The sequence below is a fragment of the Ditibartonella apis genome (genome assembly GCF_001952075.1).
Lineage (GTDB): Bacteria > Pseudomonadota > Alphaproteobacteria > Rhizobiales > Rhizobiaceae > Bartonella > Bartonella apis.
Genome location: NZ_LXYU01000002.1, coordinates 359,578 through 379,199, shown reverse-complemented (window position 1 = coordinate 379,199; position 19,622 = coordinate 359,578). Strand labels below are relative to the sequence as shown.

The following is a 19,622-nucleotide window of genomic DNA, read 5'->3' as shown; positions in this document are numbered from 1 at the left end:
TGCAGATGATAAAAATAGATGAATAAGAAATTTCAGACCATCCGATTTTATATTTTCCGAATTTCGACTTTTTAAATTCTTCAGGATTTCTTCATTGTTAAAAAATGATCCGATCAGCTGGATTACCTATGTTTTTTTATATTCGCGATAAAAATCGGCACTTCGCAATAAAATGAGAAATTGAGGCCGACTATCAATTAAAAGGCCGTGTAGACTTTCTTCAAAATTTATTTTGTTTGTCGAATGCAGGATGCAATTCGTTTTTTTCAGTCAATGAAAGAACTATGGAACTGGCGAACTGCTTCGTTTGTCAGAGAAACAGTTTTTTCTCATGTGTGGGCACTAAAAGCCTGCAACTTGCTCTACTTAATACTTAGTTTGAACCGGATAGAGATATCTATTGGCTTTTCATTAAGATAACTGGACAGAAAAAATATGGCGACAGTCAATCAACTGCCGCCATACAGATAGATTATAAGTGAGGCCGTAGGATCTATCGATCAACACGACTTTCGTGCCCCGTTCAGCTGGCACGACGCAGTGCTTCTGACCCCTTCTGGTTTTCGGCGTGGTATTCGTCGAGTTTCCGATAAAGAGTTGAACGACCAATGCCGAGACGCCGGGCTGCCTCACTCATCCGACCACGATAATGGTGAACTGTGCGTTCTATAATTTCACGTTCGAGTTCGTTATAAGCACGGATTTGCCCGTTATCATCAATAAGCTGGATACTATAACGGCTATTTTTTTCGGCTGTATCAATTGGCACATTACTTCTGAAATCCGTGACCTGATTTCCCGTAAGTTGCGGAAAATCACGGATTGTCAATAATGGCCCCTGACTTAACAGGACTGCGCGAAAGAGCACATTCTCCAATTCACCAACATTTCCTGGCCAATCATGTTGCAGCAAAAGTGACAATGCCGAACCTGCTACGCCATGCACATGCGGTTGACCACTTTCAACAACAATATGTTCGATAGCGCGCTGGGCAATATCGGAAAAATCATCACGCCGCTCACGAAGAGGAGGCACGATAACGTGACACTCTCGCAAGAGATCATAAAACTCCTTCAAAAACAGACCGTCTTCCACCAACCCTTGCAGACGGGACGTCGAAATAACCGTCAGACGGAACTTGGGTTCGCTGTCTTTTTCCACTTCCTTGCGCTGTTTCAGGAAATCGATCCACCGTTTCTGCTGATTGATTTCCAGACGGTCTATTTCGCAAAGACAAATTGTCCCATGATCAATCGAATGGATGTGTGGCAGAATTTTTGTCTCCCACTTTTTACTATCTTGAGCAGGATCGGAAATCGGCACGCATTGGATGCGAACAAATTTGCCCGTTGCATAAGGACTTTCATGGTGAATAACGCGGGCAAGTGTTTCTCTTCCGGTTCCCTTTTCACCTTCGATGAGAAGATTTTTGGTTGACAAAGCAGCTTGCTTTGCCTGCTCGAAAGGCTCTTTCATCGCTTCACTGTTTGCGTAAAGATCCGAAAATCGCAAATGATTTTCCTGCTGGCGACGAATGTAATGCACTTCGCGCTCATAGGTATTATTGATCGACAGATTGCCCAGTGTCACACTCAGTCTGAGCGATGTAATTGGATAAACGAGATAATCGACAGCGCCAGCTTTCAGACTTTTCTGAAGAAGCTCTTCATTCTCGACATCCGACATAACAACGAGTGGTGCGGCAAATCCGGTAACCCGAATTGTAGAAATGAGATCGGTTCCGCCAAGGTCACTCATCATCAAATCGACCAATGCAAATGAAATGTTACGGCGTCTACGCAACAGATCAAGTGTGCGCAGTCCGTTTTCCGCTTCAATTACACGATAACCGAGGGCGCGAAGTATGGAAGAAGTGTTGGCTCGTTTACCATAGTCTTCGGCTGCTACTAGTATAGGACCCATCATTGCTTTCATCATCTCCTTTGTGATGACGAAAACGCATGGATAGGAGTTTGGTTGCAAAACATAGGTATACCTCGTTTGCCCCGCAAGCGGAAAACTACTATCAATCTGGTGATTACATGCAACAGAAAAGAGAATTTTTTTCAAAAAAAATGGTTTTCCGTTGATTTCCATCAAAACCGACATATTGATAGAACCATAACATGTTGTTACAGCTTTTTTCAGTTGTTGTTTTTCCGCTTGGTCGCGGTTTATTGGAGCAAACCAGATGAAACGTATTGCGCCCACTCTTTGTCTCACTGCAATGGCATTTGCCCTTTCAGCTTGTAATCTTTCACAAAATTACGGTCAGCGCCCTTCGGTGCAGAACATTCCTACCGGAATAGATGGCCAATGGGTTGATAAAAACGGTATCGTATCATCGTTCAGAAACGGTATTTTCGAGACTCGTTCTTCCGATACAAAAGAAAAGCTTTCTGAAGGAAATTACCGCTTCCGCAATCCGCAACTTGTAGAAATCGAAATGCGCTCGATTGTCCGCGGCACAGTTTCCCGCGTTAACTGCGCGGTTTCGAACAGCACGATGCAACTCTTGTGTACATCAAGTAACGGTTCGCAATTCTCGCTTAATAGAAAAATTTAGGCTAGTAATACAGAATTTACAGATTGAGATTTAATGGAAAATAAAAAAAGTAAAGTTGGCGTCCTCCTGATTAATCTTGGGACGCCGGAAGGTACCGATTCAACAAATGTACGCAAATATTTGCGTGAATTTTTGTCTGATCGACGGGTAATAGAATGGCCACGCATTTTATGGTACCCGATTCTTTATGGAATAGTTCTCAACGTACGTCCGAAAAAGTCTGGTGCACTTTATAAGCGTATCTGGAATTATGAATTGAATGAGTCGCCTTTGCGCACTTATACGCGTGCTCAGGCTGAAAAGCTCGGTCCACTTCTTAATGAACCGAATGTCGACGTCTATTGGGCTATGCGCTATGGCAAGCCTTCGATTGATGAAGTGCTCGGCACTATGATCGAGAAGGGGTGCGAAAAAGTTCTGTTTTTCCCGCTTTACCCCCAATATTCTGCCACAACAACGGCAACCGTGCTCGACGCGGTTTTTGCAAGCCTTGAGAAACGTCGTTATCAACCGGCTATACGCTCTGTTCCGCCCTATAGCGATGATCCGGTTTATATTGATGCACTTGCCCATTCTGTCGAAACGCACTTGAAGACACTTGAATTTGTTCCGGAAAAGATCATTGCATCCTATCACGGCATCCCGCAATCCTACGCAAAACGCGGCGATCCCTATCCGGAAGAGTGTGTGCGTACAACGGAAGCTTTGCGTAAACGGCTTGGGATGGATGAGAACAAGCTCATTATGTCATTCCAATCACGCTTCGGACCTGAGGAATGGTTGCAGCCTTATACAGCCGCGACCGTTGAAAAACTGGCGAAAGAAGGTGTCAAGTCTATCGCAGTCTTCAATCCGGGATTTGTCGTTGATTGTCTGGAAACCGTTGATGAAATGGGTCACGAAGCGCAAAAGACTTTCAAAGAAAATGGCGGAGTGAATTTTGTCCATATTCCTTGTCTTAACGACAGTGAAGACGGCATGAAAGTCATTGCCCATCTTGTACGAAGAGAACTTCAGGGGTGGATTTGAAGTATTGCTGACATTTTGAAACACTTGCATTGATCATTAAACGGGGGAAAGCTGGCTAGCACTGCTGTTTGCAGCTTTCCTTGATCAGGTAAAACTGCAACGATACCGCCACTATTCTTAAGATTTACCCAAGGAGAGGAATGTGGTCGGTTTTAATATCGCTTTACTGTTGTTGGTCTTGTTGGTTGTTGCAACATTGTTTGCCGGAATTAAACAGGTTCCCCAAGGCTATCAATATACAATCGAACGTTTCGGCCGTTATACAAAAACCTTGATGCCGGGACTTAATCTGATCGTTCCGTTTTTTGACCGCGTTGGTGCACGTATCAATATGAAAGAGCAAGTGCTTGATATTCCCACTCAGGAAGTGATTACGCGCGATAATGCAACTGTTTCGGTTGATGCAGTAGCATTTTTTCAGGTGCTGAATGCTGCCCAATCTGCCTATCAGGTATCGGATTTGAATTATGCGGTGCTAAACCTCAACATGACGAATATTCGTACCGTTGTCGGCTCAATGGATCTTGACGAGCTTTTATCCAACCGCAACACGATCAATGAAAAGCTTTTGCATGTGGTTGATGAAGCTGCCCATCCATGGGGCTTGAAGATGACTCGTATCGAAATAAAAGATATCCAGCCGCCGCGTGATCTGGTTGATGCTATGGGGCGGCAGATGAAAGCCGAACGCGACAAACGCGCACAAGTTCTTGAAGCCGAGGGTGACCGTAACGCCAATATTTTGCGGGCTGAAGGTTTTAAACAGGCACAGATTTTGGAAGCAGAGGGCAAGCGTGAGGCCGCTTATCGGCAGGCGGAAGCGCGTGAGCGTCTGGCAGAAGCCGAGGCAAAAGCAACATTGGTTTTGTCCGAAGCCATTGCCAAGGGAAATGTACAGGCAATCAACTATTTTGTTGCACAGAAATATACCGATGCCCTTGCTTCTATCGGGACAGCAAACAACCAGAAGGTGGTTTTGATGCCAATGGAAGCTTCGTCACTCATCGGCTCTCTTGGTGGTATCGGTGCCATTGCAAAAGAAGTTTTCGGTTCCTCACAACAGAAAAAATAAAGTTGCAAGCAGAACCGGAGACGATGTTTCTGTCGTGGTTGTTATATGCGGATTTGAAAAGCGGTTTTAACCAGTTGGCATATGGTAAAATCCCTAAGAAACTTCGTCGCTTGTAACAGGTTGAATTTTTAAACAAACTGCCAAGCTTCATATGGTGAGTGATACTTCAAAAAGTGAGCGTTAAAAGCTGGTGTTCAGAGGGAACAAGGATGTTTGATTTATTGATGGCCTTGGGAGCATGGAACTGGGTTGTGTTAGGATTTATCCTTCTCCTTCTTGAACTCGTTTTTCCGGGCGTATTTTTCGTCTGGTTCGGTCTGGGTGCTCTTTTAACGGCACTTGTTTCTTTGCTTTTTTATAACTTGCCATGGATCGCTTTCTGGGAAGTTGAAGTCATTTTTTTCCTGATATTTTCCATCATCATGGTGTTGATAGGTCGTAATTTTTTTCGCCGCGACCGTGAAACGGACGAGCCATTATTAAACAGGAGAACCGACCAGATTATCGGAAAAATAGTTGTTCTTGAGGAACCTGTTCATGATGGCAAAGGGCGCATACGCATAGATGACACGATATGGCGTATCAAAGGGCCCGATCTTTCTGAAGGCACTGAAGTCAAAATCGTTGCCTTCGAAAACGGTGTTTTCACTATTGAAAAGGCCTGAATTCAAGGCACCCTATGATCGCGCAATTTTTCAACATATTCCGTTGGAAAAATCCTTATCAATGTTGGACATTTTTTGTGTGCTTAAGTCCGGGCTGGTCAAGCCCTGCTATTTTTCTATTCCACAAAGCTGCCGGATCCCGTTTTTCTAACGTGTGATATAAATAAAGCTATCAACATCATCTTTTTTTTCATGAACGGTTTTCCTTTTTAATAAATTCGTTTATTCCCTGTGCTGGAACATCAAGCAGGAATTGAAAAAACTATGCGACTGGGTGGGCGCCTTCAGGCGGCAATTGAAGTATTGCAGGATATCAAATCGCGTCGGCGTCCGGCTGCGGAAGCACTCAAAGATTGGGGGCTTTCACATAGATTTGCCGGCGCTGGTGATAGGGCTGCAATCGGCAATATTGTTTATGACGCCTTGCGGGGACGTTATTTGCTTGAATGGCGTATGGATAGCGATGATCCTCATGACACGGCATTCGGTGCACTGTTGGAAGATGGCGGACTTTCGCTTGATGAACTTGATCGTGCTCTGGAAGGTGACCGTTTTGCACCGGAACCATTAAGTGAACATAGCCGCAATATGTGGCTCACAAAAAACAGTGACGAAGCGCCCGATTATATTCGGGGAAATTTGCCGCAATGGTGTGTACCTCTATTTCAGGATATTTTCGGCTCTCATTGGCTTGATGAAGCTGTCGCATTGGCAAAACGCCCACCACTTGATTTACGAGTGAACCGCTTGAAGGCAAAACCCGAAAAGATTGTGCGTGAGCTTTCCGGAACAGGTGCCAAACCGGTCTCATGGTTCGACAGTGCTTTACGCATTCCACCGATCGAGAAATTGAAACGGCACCCCAATGTACAGGCAGAGCCGGCCTTCCAAAAAGGCTATTTTGAAGTGCAGGATCTCGGATCGCAAATCGTGGCAAGACTTGCCGGAGCAAAAGCCGGTATGCAAGTGCTTGATTATTGTGCCGGCGCTGGTGGAAAAACATTGGCTATGGCGGCGGATATGGAAAACCGTGGTCAAATTCACTGTTATGACGCGGAAAAAGCCCGTCTTGCTCCAATTTTTGAACGTCTTCGCCGCTCCGGTGTGCGCAATGTTCAACCGCACGTCAATATAAGTGAACTTGACGCATTAAAAGGGCAAATGGATATTGTGCTGCTTGATGCACCTTGCACGGGTACGGGAACATGGCGCCGCCGTCCGGATGCCAAATGGCGCTTGACAGATGGCCAGCTTGAACGCCGTATTGCAGAACAGAAAACCGTTTTGAATGCAACTTTGCCTTATCTTAAAACCGGCGGTCATCTCGTTTATATTACATGCTCGTTGCTTTCTTCCGAAAATGACAAACAGATAGCGGCTTTTCTCAAGGAAAATTCGCAATTCAAAGAAATCGACATGAAAAATTTGTGGCAGCAACATTTCGGGAAAGATGCACCAAGACCGGTATTCCCTGAACACGGACTGGTTTTATCTCCGGCAAGTACAGATACGGACGGCTTTTTTATATCGGTCCTTGAAAAACGTTAAACATAGTTATGAGGTCAAGCATGTGGGGTGAAAAATCGGTTCTTTTTCTGATGGCAACCGAACTGGAATATGGCGAGCACCTCAAAAAGCTCATTAAACCGCACATTATCGGTGTTGGGCCGATTGAGGCCGCAATCAATACAACAAAAATTTTAAGTGCTATGAAAAACGAGAATCGCTTGCCCGACCTTGTTGTCTCGCTCGGTTCGAGTGGCTCACAAAAGCTCAAACAAACAGAAGTTTATCAGGTGTCATCTGTGAGCTGGCGCGATATGGATGCGACGGTACTTGGGGTTGAAAAGGGGGTAACGCCTTTTGTTGATCTGCCCGCGACTGTGGAGATGCCGACATTGATACCCGATTTCCCGTCTGCAAGCCTATCGACCGGCGGCAATGTTGTTTCCGGTGATGGCTATAAAAATATAAAAACCGATATGGTTGATATGGAAACTTATGCAGTGTTGCGAAGCTGCCAGACATTTAATGTTCCTTTGTTCGGACTGCGGGGTATCTCCGATGGTCAAAAGGAGCTGGAACATGCAATGGATTGGCGCCAATATTTGCATATTGTTGATGAAAAACTGGCAAATGCGCTGAAGCTTCTTGATAAGGTGCTGGGACAGCAGAAAAAATGAAATTGACGGGCTATCAAAATAACGAGCCGTTATTTTGCAAGCTTTGCGGTTTAAAAACTGTTTTCTCATGTATCACCCGATTGCATTTCTCCAAAAGACTCTTTAAAGGCTTTCTATGAGCACGATACATCCTGACACAATTCTGATTATAGATTTCGGTTCGCAAGTAACCCAGCTTATCGCACGCCGTGTGCGTGAAGCCGGTGTCTATTCCGAAATCGTACCGTTCCAGTCTGCTGCAGAAGCTTTCAAGCGTATCAAGCCGAAAGCAGTTATTCTCTCCGGTTCTCCTCATTCAACCGTTGATATAGGCTCGCCTAGAGCACCCCAAGAAATATTCGATGCAGGGATTCCTGTTCTTGGTATCTGTTATGGCGAACAGACAATGTGCGCGCAACTTGGCGGCAAAGTCGAAGCAGGGCATGAACGCGAGTTCGGGCGCGCAGATCTCACCGTTGAAGCAGATAGTGCTCTCTTTCAAGGCATATGGAAAAAAGGAACCCATCATCAGGTTTGGATGAGCCATGGTGACAGGGTCACCGCTTTGCCGGAAGGCTTCAAGGTCATCGGTACCTCGAAAGGTGCGCCTTTTGCTGCAATTTCGGATGAAAAACGCCACTTTTATGCCGTGCAATTCCATCCGGAAGTTGTTCATACTTTGGATGGCGCCCGTCTTTTGCAGAATTTCGTCCACAATATCGCCGGTATTAAAGGCGACTGGTCGATGAAGACCTATCGTGAACAGGCAATTTCTGCCATCCGCCGGCAAGTGGGGAAGGGGCGCGTTATCTGCGGCCTTTCAGGCGGGGTTGATTCGTCCGTTGCGGCGGTGCTTATTCATGAAGCCATTGGCAATCAGTTGACATGCATTTTTGTCGATCATGGTTTGATGCGCAAAAATGAAGCTGAAGAGGTCGTCTCGATGTTTCGCGAGACCTATAATATTCCGCTTGTTCATGTTGACGCATCCGATCTTTTTATCAATGCCCTTGAAGGGGTGAGTGACCCCGAAAAGAAACGCAAGATTATCGGCCGCCTGTTTATCGAGGTTTTTGAAAAAGAAGCCAAGAAACTTGGTGGAGCGGAATTTTTAGCACAAGGTACACTTTATCCGGATGTGATTGAGAGTGTGTCATTCTCAGGCGGTCCTTCGGTTACCATCAAAAGCCATCACAATGTTGGCGGTTTGCCGGAACGCATGAATATGAAACTGGTTGAACCGTTACGCGAACTTTTCAAAGATGAAGTTCGCGCGTTAGGACGTGAGCTTGGCTTGCCGGAAAAATTTATCGGACGTCATCCTTTCCCCGGTCCCGGCCTTGCTATTCGTTGCCCCGGTGGAGTGACGAGAGAGAAACTTAATATTTTGCGTGAGGCGGATGCCGTTTATCTTGATGAAATTCGCAAAGCAGGCCTTTATGATGAAATCTGGCAAGCTTTTGCTGTTCTCCTTCCGGTACAAACGGTAGGTGTCATGGGTGACGGGCGAACATATGAATATGTTTGCGCGTTAAGAGCTGTTACCTCGGTCGACGGAATGACAGCCGATTTTTATCATTACGATATGGATTTTCTGGCACAAGCTGCAAACCGCATTATTAACGAGGTGCGCGGTATCAATCGCGTCGTCTATGATATCACGTCAAAACCACCGGGAACAATCGAGTGGGAATAAAATAAAACGCGGGAATACGAGATATTGGACATGGCATTAAGGAATGCATGTGATTTATATTTATTATTAAATAAAAAATGAATATAAAGTAATATAAATGATATAAAAATTACCTATTTATTGTAGGATGGTTATGTAATTTTTTATAATCTTCTATAACTTTTCTGATGCGATCCAATAATCCGTCAAAGCCACTAAAGTCGATGGACCAAGGCTCAGCGCTAACTATTTCTGTCGCGAATTTATCTTTGCTGTATTCTGTATTTGAGTGTCCGTTATTATTTTTAGTAAATTTCTTTCCGTGTAGTGTTTTTTCAAGAGTTTTTTTAAAGAAACAATCTTCAATACAAGATTCAGAATTTTTAATTAAGTTTTTTTTATTTTTAACTTTATTTTTTATATTATCATATTGATGATTTTTATCATCATTTTTTTCATATTCAGTGTTATATTTTTTCTCAACAGTTTTTACTATATACAAATTATCAAATAAATAATAAAAATCGTCTGTAGTTTCAGTAGTTAGTATAATATCGAAATTTTTTTTGACATAACTCGAAGTAGTTTTTATACCGTCATCGTTATCGAAAAGAAGTATAACTGGAAAAGCACACGGTCTACTTTGAATTTGACGTTTTTTGCTAGAGTGAAGGTATTCTTTGTATAGCTTAATGATATCTAATAGATTATTACTTCCACCTTCTTTAAAATTAAATGCTTCCGCGTAAGATCTTTCTCTCGAAAAAAATAAAATCGATTGAGTTATATATCTACCAACTGTCTTTCCATAGGCATTTTTTATCTTGTTACCGTGTTTTATGGCACAGCGAAGATATATCGGATCAGTCTTACCTTCGGTAACAATCATTGGTTTATTTAAACATAGAAACAACCTATAAAATAAGAACTTTTTGTATAAGCCATCAAAACCGGAGAGAGTCAGATTATTTCCGCCCCTTAGACTTGATGAATTTGTTTCGTCAGAATTTTTTTTAATGTCGTGTATAAAATTTAACTTGCCAGCTAGAGGATTCAAATCACAGGTAGGGTTGTCTTTGTCTTCAGGAGATCGATAGTAAGCCCCTTTTTCAAAAACGTGATGACACATTGATCGCACAGTCCGATAATAATTATCAGCGACATTGGGTTTTTTATTAATCACAAGGCCGGTAGCTACTTGGCGCACGCAGTTTTTCTGCATCCGGGTTTTTTCTTCATTTATCTTAAATCCAGATCGCTGAATAATACTTCTTAACGTCTCTGAAACTTGCCATCCATTTTCAGCAGAAGAATCCGGATAGGCCACCTCTCTTGGAAAAACTTTTTGATTAGTCGATAAAGTGATATCATCGGCATAACGCGAATAGGTTAAATGATATTGTTTTGCGAGTTTTAGCAATCTAACATCTAGCGATTGCGTTATAAATTCCGAGATTATAGGAGAACACGGACTTCCCTGAGGAAGCGCTTGTTCGTCGCATGCAATCTGCGCAATAGTAGTTGCAATCTCGTCATTTAACTGAAAAAATTTATTTTTTAAAAAAAATCTGTTAACGCGATTAAAACTAATAGATGAAAAAAAATCAGAAATATCAAGATTTAAAACCCATCTCTTATTGATATGTTTCAAAGCATTATCTTTGATCGATAGTTTTTTTTGAAATGCAAAGGATAAATGGGGAAATTTCTCTTTTTTCTTTATCTCCTCTAAGCATTCGGAAAGATACTTTGCTAGACGCCATTGAATGAATTTTAGGTGTGAATTAGGCGCCTTAATTATACGTAAATCAGAACCGGATTTTTTGGGAATTGAAAAGGTATTATACTTACTGCTCATAGGCTCCATATATAAAGTACAAAACAGTCGACGACGACTAAGGCCTAACAAATCAGCCAGCTCTTCCCTTTTTGTTATACTTTTCAGTTTCTCTAGGTTTTTCGGTTCAGTCATTTAACGTTCAAAAAAATAAACTCACAGGTACTCTTAGACTAAGCTTACCTACTTAGTAACACATGTAGACCAGCTAAGCAAAGCTGTCGATATTAACAAATATATCTCGAAACAAGATAACACTTCTACCTGTGAGTTTATCATCTACGGCTATTATCGAATTTTATGTATGTCAATAAAATTTATCAAATGTTCGCCACATACCGCATCAATAAAGCGTAATTCAATTGCACATCTTCAGGGATGGGAATGTAGACAATATGTCCGTCACCGGGTGCTACAGTAATGTCTTCGTTCTTTTTGTTTTTCAGTGATTTTATTGTAAAATTGATATTGCCATCCGGCGTCATCATTTCCACTTTGTCATTCAATTCAAAGCGGTTTTTGACAGCGACTTCGGCAAGCCCGTTCACGCGTTTTCCGGTAAATTCGCCAACAAATTGCTGGCGGCCGGGAAGCGAGGAGCCGGTTGCATAATTCTGGTATTCTTTATGTTTATGGCGTTGCAAAAAGCCTTCAGTATAACCGCGGTGGGCAAGGGATTCCAGAACCACCATCAAATTGTCGTCAAATGGACGGCCGGCCAGAGCATCATCTATTGCCTTGCGATAAACCTGTGCGGTTCGGGCAACATAATAATGCGATTTCGTGCGCCCTTCGATTTTTAACGAATTGACACCGATATTGATCAGTTTTTCGACATATTGGACAGCGCGAAGGTCTTTCGAATTCATGATATATGTACCATGCTCGTCTTCAAACGCGGTCATTTCGGCTTCCGGCCGATTTGCTTCATGAAGCACAAATACCTCGTCGGTGGTTGGCCCTTCACCAAGATCAGGTTGAATTTCCCCGCTTACCGTCTCTTCAACTTTGACAATTTCGCCAAGTTCATTTTCGACGCCTTCTTCGACACCATATTTCCAGCGGCAGGCATTCGTGCACGTTCCCTGATTGGCGTCGCGGTGGTTGATATAGCCCGAAAGAAGGCAACGCCCTGAATAGGCCATGCATAACGCACCATGAACAAAGACTTCCAGCTCTATGTCGGGAACATTTTCACGGATTTCTTCGATTTCTTTCAGCGACAATTCCCTTGAGAGAATGACGCGTGTTAATCCCATGCTTTTCCAGAACTTGACCGTTGCCCAATTCACCGCATTCGATTGTACCGAAAGGTGAATATCCACATCGGGAAAATTTTCCCGCACCATCATAATCAAGCCCGGATCGGACATGATGAGAGCATCGGGTTTCATGTCGATAACAGGTTTTAATTCGCTCACAAAGCTTTTAAGCTTGCTGTTGTGGGGGGCAATGTTGACGACAACATAGAATTTTTTGCCCTCGGAATGGGCTTCGTCAATGCCTATCTTCAAATTTTCTTCATGATTGAATTCATTATTGCGTACCCGCAAACTGTAGCGGGGCTGGCCTGCATAAACCGCATCCGCACCATAGGCGAAAGCGTAGCGCATAGATTTCAATGTGCCCGCAGGACTTAACAATTCGGTTTTATGAAGTTTTGACATTGATTGAAAGAGCCTTGAAAATTGAGCTGTTGTTTAGCAGAACTGGCCTATCCGTTCAACCTGTCAGGAAATATAATCTCAGAAGATTAATCTTCATTACAACGCTCCATTTTACCGGAATTGGAGGTTGAATCGAGAGTAAACAGCGGGCAGAATTTTAAAAAACATAATTTAAAATAGGCGGGTAAAAATGCTTGAATAAAAATGTGCGGGGCAAAGAAAATATGCGCTATAACGATCAAACTTTTTATTCATGCAGAAATTGTAATTCCATCCCGTAGACGGCCACGGCTTAGGCGGCCGAGTTGGTGGCCATGACTTAGACAACCAATTTGATCGAAGCAGGATTGAAGTAAGCCTTAATCACAAAAATAGGCCCATTGCAGAAGTGCCTGACGCTGGCGCGGACGACAGAAAAAATCGCCGGGCTCACAGTTTTTCCTGAGCTGTGCGACATGGCGGCGCATCTGTTTCCAACGTTTGATCTGCCGCTCGTCTTCGCCTTCGATACGACGACCCGAATAATAACGGCAATACCACTGGAACCAGCCGCGCGGGTCATTGTCATAAATCCAGCCTTTAGCTCTCCAATAGGAAAGTGGCTTACCGGCCAATACACCATAATAATTCATGTCCGCCCGTTTGCCTTCGGGTGATAATTTTGCGTTTTCAAACCAGTTGGAAGGAAATTCATTTCTGCAATCGGTCATATATTTACCGCCGAAAACGCCCATTTCCAAGATTTGCTTAGGGGTTAACTGCGGTTCAAAATCGGCTGAAAAGTTTTTTCCCTCTTCACACACGCGTTCATAGCGATAGCCATGTTGCATTTTGTCGTTAACCTCTACCCATAAAGACATGGAATATTGCCCCATTGTTTGAACGAATAAACGAATAGTTATGTCGGAAGATAAAAAGTCCAGTGTTTGGATAAAAAGAGAATGAACGCGGAATTGCCATTCAGGGTAATTGAGGTTTTCGGTTTTTCAACCGGAATGGGCTTCAAGGATTATTCCCCATCGCATGGATGAAGAACAATCCCTCTTCAAACTCAGAACTTAATTCTCAAACCTACTGTGCCGCCAAAGCTGTAATTATCGCTGATATTTTTGAAAGCACCGCGTATATTTGTTTCGCCATAGAGTGACCAATTATCATTATTCCAATTATAACTGCCACCCAATCCAAGTCCGGCTTGAAAATCTTCATTTTCATTCCGAAACGAAGTGCCGGAAACATCCACTTTCGTTCCATCGAGAAATTCGTAATAAAGATTGCCTATGCCATATAGGAGTGCGCGACGCCGGTCTCCGCTATCGGATATCCACGTTTTATCTCTGCTGAAAGCGAGGCCGGCACGGCCTTCCAGACTGTCACCATCTTTCAGAGACACTTTTGTATTCAAGCCATCACGAAAACTGTCAAAATCTATCGACGAATAAGAAAGTTGGATTTGCGGTGTTATATCCCATGTTTCTGTCAATTTTAACCGATGACCGGCCTCTGCCGAAAGAGCGTAGCCAAAACCGTTTTCGTTTTTAGTATCCGAACGGGTAAAATTCTTGGAATTGAAATCGGTTTCATACCAGGTGGCTTGCGATTGTAAATCGACATAGCTGCCATTGAAGCCATACCATGTCGCTGCAGCCCCTATACCATATCCGTTCGCCTCGACTTTGCCATGCCCGTCATCGGAGCGCACAGATGCTTCCGCACGACCGAAATGACCGCTTAAAGATCCAATCAGGATTCCGTTGGCATTTTCGACGAGTGCACCATCAATCCCGCTTTGCATGCGCCATAGATCAAGACCGTAATTTTCATCGGTCAGCGAGCGTGAGGGGGTTACTTTGCCTGTGCTCCCTTCCATGCGGCCCCAAAAGCCGTTGTGTTCAACAAGCGTCGAGGCTTGATCAGAAAGATGAACTTCATTTACCGTATTATCGGTTCCATCGGCCCAAAAGCGGTTACCAACTCGTTGCTGCAAGGTAGACAAACGATTGAGACTTGTGAGTACTTGAGGATAAGCTTCATAAAGCGGCACTGACGGGCCATAATAAGGTTTCGCTTGTTCCGGTCGGTCTGTACCTGTACCACCTTGATTGCTTCCCCCGCCATGCGAGCCGTTGCTGTTGTTACCGACGTCGCCATTGTTACCACCGGTATTGTTGTTATCGTCGTCGAAATTATTTGAATTATCTTGTCCGCTTCTAAGATACCAATCGTATGCGTATTCGTTGTCGTTATAGGCGTCGTGATCGCGCGCTTTCTTTAGCGGACCACGGGCAAGTGTATAGGCATAGGCAGTATCGGATCCGGCAACAGCCATCACACCGTCGTCGCGCCGGTAGCCACGTCCCCATCCTGAGCCGATGACGAAACTATCGTTGTTTGTAAGAGCGCCATTTCTGGCGTCGACGACTTTTATTCCTTCATATTTTGTAATTGCATTTTTCGTATTATCGGAGAGATTGTCGATGAAAAGGGTCGTCGTACCGGAAACAGTTCCCCCATCAATAACAACCATATCGGAGGGAGCTCCATCGTTTCCAAGACTGCTATTTAGCCGGATAGAGCCATTATCACTATGGTAATTGCCTTTGATGACCAGTTTGTCGGTAATGCCGTCGGGTGTTTTGTTCCCCATATCAATGAGACCGTTATTTGTCAGTGCCAAAGTTCCGGCTTTTCGAGTGATATCTGCCTCGCTATAAAGCGTTTGTGCTTCGTCCGTACCGCGATACTTGGTGTGGTCGACGATCAATGTACTTTGCTTGCCGATTTCAAAATCAAGATCGCCGTTTGTAAAAACATTATCTGTCAAAGTTAAACGGGTGCCGTCGGTAAGAGCAATTTTATTCCAATCCGCGCCAAAATTTACGCCTTTGGTTAAATCATCCTGATTGAATGAACCACCGGTTATGGTTGTGGTTTGAAGTGTCAGTTGCTTGTTATTGCCTTGACCGGCCAGTGCATGGCTGAAGTTGCTTGTGTCGACAGGGCCGGAAATCGTTGCATTGTCATTGTCTCCTTCTCCCATATCGAAACCGCCTTCCCAACGTCCACCCGACCAGGTGAGGCTATCCGATCCTTTGCCAGCTTTAAGAAGTCCACGTATGTTTGACGTGCTGTTTGTAAAAATGAAGGTGTCGCCAAGTTCACTTCCCCGTACTGCAACAGAAGTGGATGATTGGGCAGTTAATTGCCCCGTATTAATGAATGTTGTTCCGGAAGAAGCGTTGGTCGGCCTATTTGCGAGATCGACCAAAAGACCGTTGGCACTCTTCGAGTCAAGGACGCCGTCATTTTGTACTTTGGAAGCTGTACCGGCAAGCCAAGCAGTGCCGCTAGCACCTTCTTTTAACAAAACAGTTGACTGGTTGGTGACTTCGCCGCTGGTATTGGTACGCAAACCAATCGCATGATCGGATGCATTGATTGTATAAGCCGGCCCGATTACGGCATTCGACCGAAGAACCGGATCGGATAGACTTGCATTTCTTAAATCATAACCGACACCGTTGGCGCCAACATTGATTGTGACGTTAGACACTTGCGACACATTATTCTCATCCAGATAATGCGTAAGAAGACCAACGGCAGTACGAATACCGGAACCGCTACCCTCGACATTGATTGTAGCCTGTTTAAAAGCGATTTCGGCAGCGAATTCAGGGTCATTTGAAACGATGTTATTTTCTACACCATTACCATTTCCGCCAGCCGAAACAGTTATTTCATCAACGCCGAGAACTATTCCTTTTGCATCCGAATTCAGCAAAACGCCATGGGCACTTCCCGAAACTTTAATCTTACCCTGACTTCCGGTCGCATTTAAAAAAGCATTCTTTTCCAGATAAATGCCGGCTTTTCCATCATTTACTGTTATAGTGCTGGCATTTGCAACATTCGCGCGCGTGTCGGTGCCCGAAAGGCCCTCTATATGCAGTCCGACACCGTTCGAGACAGTAATATCACCATGATTTTCCAAACGTCCCCCCTCAATGACATGGATGCCGGTGGCATTCTCAGTGTTTGTCATGGTGATAACGCCATAATTGACAAGAAGACCACTATTGCGCGCAATGAATCCTGTTACATTTGGTGAATCGGTGTTGATTTTGGCGTAATTAACCAACTTTGTGTTCAGGTCTACGTCTTCGGTATAGGTCGCATCGATCCGGTGATAACGACCATCAACAATCCCACCGATGGCACCTTCTCCTGAAAGATAAATCTGGCGTTCTGTGTTACCTTTTTCGCTAATTTCTCCATAAGCACCGCCATTGATTAATACAGCCGCCGCACCTTTTCCGGTAACCGTGAGCTTTGCGTCCTTGGTAATTATTTGACTAGCCGTATCGGAAGCTCCTCCTGCCCCTTCCAGAATGACGCTATTTTCACCGGAAGCTGTTAACTCTTCTCCTTGTCCCAAAAAGCTTGCGCCACCGTCAATACGGAAAAGATTTGAAGCAGCTGTCGTTACATTCATTGCTTTTGTGCTGTTTACAATTTTACTTTGCGCACCGTAGACATAAAAACCGATCTGTTGTTTGCCGCTTACAAATTGCGGATTGGCATGTTCCGTGACATCCGCTTGGCCGCCATCCTTGACATAGACACCGACCGCGCCGTCGCCTGCCAGTTCTATCGTTCCATCAATTTTGGCGCGAGCATAATACACGTCGTTGGGGCGGCCTTCCACCCAGACGCCGTAATTTCGTACCAACGGGCCGTTCTGGGTGGGGCTGGAAATTTTTATGACGCTGTTTTTGGTAAGCGTGGCCAAGGCATCATTGGCGTTAATTGAATTACCGGATGTCGCGAGAACATAGACGCCAACACCGTTATATCCATTAAGTTCGATAAGGCCATTATTGGTAACTTCGTTATCCAAGCCGTTATTAATCGTTTTCATACCGAAGTTACGGGCACTATTTAACTGGGAACCGTTGTTGACAGCACCATTGATGATGATGGTTCCGTTATTTATCAGTTTTAAATTAATCGCTTGTTGGCCGGGATCTGTCGGAACATCGGCAGCCATAGCTGAAGCATTTTGCATTTTTGAACCGATGATGATTTTTCCGTTATTTATAGCTTCAGCTTTGTCATATGCCCTGATACCATAAAATTCGGCATTATTACTATTGCTTGTATCAGCCGTTTCTTCTGGCGTTATTGTATCATATTGTGCAGCCCGTCCGATATAAATAACTCCGGTTTCGCTATTCGTAAATTTTGAATAGTTGCTTTCGATGGCGACCCCGACATATCGACCGTTCAGGGGATCATTGTTGACGCCGATGTTTATAATACCATTGTTTGTTCCAGTGCCGACTTTATACAGATAAAAACCGTTACTATAAGCAAAGGGGGTTTCTTCTCCGCGATTGCCTGCTACATTAATGATGCCGTTATTCTCAATAGTTCCACCATAAAACGCTTCGACAGCAGTGCCATAAGAAAATTCCTGACTGTCTTGTGTGGTGTCATGTATACGGGATTCTCTGAAGCCCGAATTGACCACACCGTTATTGGTACCGAAAGTATGAGCTTTGGAAACTTCATTATCCTTACCGAGGATAATTGTGGAATTTCGTCGTGACGAGACAATGGCACCAGACTCGACCTCGACAATGCTCCCGCCTTCTGCGACGAGTGTACCTGCCATTTCCCCTTGGTCAAACTCGGTATCGATCTGGCCACCAGATTTGACAATTATCTTACCGCCATTACTGGCATACATTGCGCGCGTATTACCCGTGGGCTTAAATATTTCATCACTTTTAGGATAATCGCTTCCCGGACCTTGTATGGCTTTTTCTATGGATTTCGGTTTGGCTTTGTTAAAAGCATCATTATAAGCCTGTTGGGTTTTAAAATCGGGATAATCCTTGCTTTGGAGTGCAGCTATAAGTTCTCTGTTGTAAGCTTTCAAATCATCGATAGAATTAATGATCCGCATTTCTCCTTTGTAATCGGTAAAACTGTGCGGAAATTCCGGGACATTAATCCGGTTGATAATGTCATCATCCGGGAGGTAATAAGCTCGTGATTCAAACGAATTCTTCGAATGCCATTCTACGACACTGCCGGAACCGTCTGCCCATGTCAAATTCGAGTCTTTCAAAGCAAGATATACGGTCTTATCGTCACCGTACTTGTTGTTTCCCTTGAAATCATCAAACTTTACATCAATGTGACCGCCGTTTTCAGCTTTTCCAAATCCTGAACTTACATATTGCTGGTCTCCGACCGATTCCGTTACCAGAACTTTTTCGTTACCCCAATCAGAAACAGTAAAAGAACTGTCTTGATACACATTGACCGTATAAGATTGACCGGCGTTATCAGTCACACGAACAGCTTGCGTTCCACCTAAAACGAATTTGGTCTGGCCTTTAGTGGCTGGATCGTAATTTCCCAGATCGTCAAGTTGACTAATACCGGATTTTCCGTTGTTGATATCCGAAAGATTGCCGTTGATTTTCAGTGCTTCACCGGATCCGGAAGCAAGAGCAGCGCCCCAATAATTGTCGCTATCTACCGGATTGAAGTTTTCCTTCGTTACTGTACAGCTATTGTTGGTTGCAATCGTACCGGAAGTCCAGCCGCCTTGCATTTTACAATAATTTTCAGCATAGACATTGCTTATCAAGCTTCCTGCAAAGATGGCAGAAGAGGCAGCAAGTGTGGAAAGTTTGCGTTTAAATCCCGATTTTGTGGCAAGAAAAATTCGATATCCTAGACCCTGATCGCAAAATTTTTTGTATTGTTTTTTTAACTTCGACATTACCGTCGGCCCCTTCGAATTTTGTGATTTTGCGTTCAAAATCATGGAATTACGGGTTGATCTTTGCAGTAAAACGAAAACTTCCTTCCCCCTATTTTACAAGGTAATTAAGGAATAAAGAAGTGTTTCATTATATACATGTAAATTATTAT

The 19,622-nt window shown here is 43.9% G+C and carries 11 protein-coding genes and 1 pseudogene; 7 read left to right on the top strand and 5 right to left on the bottom strand.

The genetic code is table 11. From position 1 onward, the window contains the following. Positions 1–523 precede the first annotated feature (523 nt). Entirely contained in the window at positions 524–1,927 is a 1,404-nt protein-coding gene (locus PEB0122_RS06145; protein WP_075914978.1) for a sigma-54-dependent transcriptional regulator, read from the bottom strand. A gap of 265 nt (positions 1,928–2,192) precedes the next feature. Between PEB0122_RS06145 and omp10 the strand changes: the two genes are divergently transcribed. From omp10 to guaA, 7 genes and pseudogenes are all read left to right on the top strand, one after another. Beyond that, positions 2,193–2,567, top strand: a complete 375-nt coding sequence (gene omp10 / locus PEB0122_RS06140) for an outer membrane lipoprotein Omp10 (RefSeq protein ID WP_075870232.1) — start codon at positions 2,193–2,195, stop codon at positions 2,565–2,567. Between the two features lie 33 nt (positions 2,568–2,600). After that, positions 2,601–3,596, top strand: coding sequence for a ferrochelatase (hemH, locus tag PEB0122_RS06135; protein ID WP_075916105.1), 996 nt, complete (start codon positions 2,601–2,603; stop codon positions 3,594–3,596). A 142-nt stretch (positions 3,597–3,738) separates the two neighbouring features. Next, positions 3,739–4,659 (top strand): annotated as a pseudogene (locus PEB0122_RS06130) (SPFH domain-containing protein); the annotation flags it as partial. A 218-nt stretch (positions 4,660–4,877) separates the two neighbouring features. After that, a complete protein-coding gene (locus tag PEB0122_RS06125) occupies positions 4,878–5,333 on the top strand; it encodes an NfeD family protein (protein ID WP_075916102.1) in 456 nt (151 codons plus the stop codon). Between the two features lie 264 nt (positions 5,334–5,597). Further along, positions 5,598–6,881: an RsmB/NOP family class I SAM-dependent RNA methyltransferase gene (locus PEB0122_RS06120; protein ID WP_075916316.1), complete on the top strand. Its 1,284-nt coding sequence runs from the start codon at positions 5,598–5,600 to the stop codon at positions 6,879–6,881. Between the two features lie 20 nt (positions 6,882–6,901). Then, on the top strand, positions 6,902–7,516 hold the full coding sequence (locus tag PEB0122_RS06115) for a 5'-methylthioadenosine/S-adenosylhomocysteine nucleosidase (RefSeq protein WP_404801504.1): 615 nt from the start codon (positions 6,902–6,904) through the stop codon (positions 7,514–7,516). A gap of 115 nt (positions 7,517–7,631) precedes the next feature. Continuing rightward, complete coding sequence (guaA, locus tag PEB0122_RS06110; protein ID WP_075916098.1) at positions 7,632–9,191, top strand: glutamine-hydrolyzing GMP synthase; 1,560 nt, start codon at positions 7,632–7,634, stop codon at positions 9,189–9,191. 109 nt (positions 9,192–9,300) lie between these two features. On the opposite strand, the gene PEB0122_RS06105 is transcribed toward guaA, so the two are convergent. From PEB0122_RS06105 to PEB0122_RS06090, 4 genes are all read right to left on the bottom strand, one after another. Further along, a complete protein-coding gene (locus PEB0122_RS06105) occupies positions 9,301–11,142 on the bottom strand; it encodes a retron Ec67 family RNA-directed DNA polymerase/endonuclease (RefSeq protein WP_075916096.1) in 1,842 nt (613 codons plus the stop codon). 185 nt (positions 11,143–11,327) lie between these two features. After that, positions 11,328–12,674 (bottom strand): prephenate-dependent tRNA uridine(34) hydroxylase TrhP, encoded by a 1,347-nt coding sequence (gene trhP / locus PEB0122_RS06100; protein ID WP_075916093.1) that lies wholly within the window; start codon positions 12,672–12,674, stop codon positions 11,328–11,330. Between the two features lie 359 nt (positions 12,675–13,033). Continuing rightward, on the bottom strand, positions 13,034–13,534 hold the full coding sequence (locus tag PEB0122_RS06095; RefSeq protein WP_075916091.1) for a hypothetical protein: 501 nt from the start codon (positions 13,532–13,534) through the stop codon (positions 13,034–13,036). Positions 13,535–13,725: 191 nt separating this feature from the next. Further along, positions 13,726–19,470 (bottom strand): autotransporter outer membrane beta-barrel domain-containing protein, encoded by a 5,745-nt coding sequence (locus tag PEB0122_RS06090; protein ID WP_158025419.1) that lies wholly within the window; start codon positions 19,468–19,470, stop codon positions 13,726–13,728. Positions 19,471–19,622 lie beyond the last annotated feature (152 nt).

Bases quoted from the DNA above. Each gene is read 5' to 3' on its own strand.
- PEB0122_RS06145 (WP_075914978.1), bottom strand. From the start codon at position 1,927: ATGATGGGTCCTATACTAGTAGCAGCCGAAGACTATGGTAAACGAGCC.
- omp10 (WP_075870232.1), top strand. From the start codon at position 2,193: ATGAAACGTATTGCGCCCACTCTTTGTCTCACTGCAATGGCATTTGCC.
- hemH (WP_075916105.1), top strand. From the start codon at position 2,601: ATGGAAAATAAAAAAAGTAAAGTTGGCGTCCTCCTGATTAATCTTGGG.
- PEB0122_RS06125 (WP_075916102.1), top strand. From the start codon at position 4,878: ATGTTTGATTTATTGATGGCCTTGGGAGCATGGAACTGGGTTGTGTTA.
- PEB0122_RS06120 (WP_075916316.1), top strand. From the start codon at position 5,598: ATGCGACTGGGTGGGCGCCTTCAGGCGGCAATTGAAGTATTGCAGGAT.
- PEB0122_RS06115 (WP_404801504.1), top strand. From the start codon at position 6,902: ATGTGGGGTGAAAAATCGGTTCTTTTTCTGATGGCAACCGAACTGGAA.
- guaA (WP_075916098.1), top strand. From the start codon at position 7,632: ATGAGCACGATACATCCTGACACAATTCTGATTATAGATTTCGGTTCG.
- PEB0122_RS06105 (WP_075916096.1), bottom strand. From the start codon at position 11,142: ATGACTGAACCGAAAAACCTAGAGAAACTGAAAAGTATAACAAAAAGG.
- trhP (WP_075916093.1), bottom strand. From the start codon at position 12,674: ATGTCAAAACTTCATAAAACCGAATTGTTAAGTCCTGCGGGCACATTG.
- PEB0122_RS06095 (WP_075916091.1), bottom strand. From the start codon at position 13,534: ATGTCTTTATGGGTAGAGGTTAACGACAAAATGCAACATGGCTATCGC.
- PEB0122_RS06090 (WP_158025419.1), bottom strand. From the start codon at position 19,470: ATGTCGAAGTTAAAAAAACAATACAAAAAATTTTGCGATCAGGGTCTA.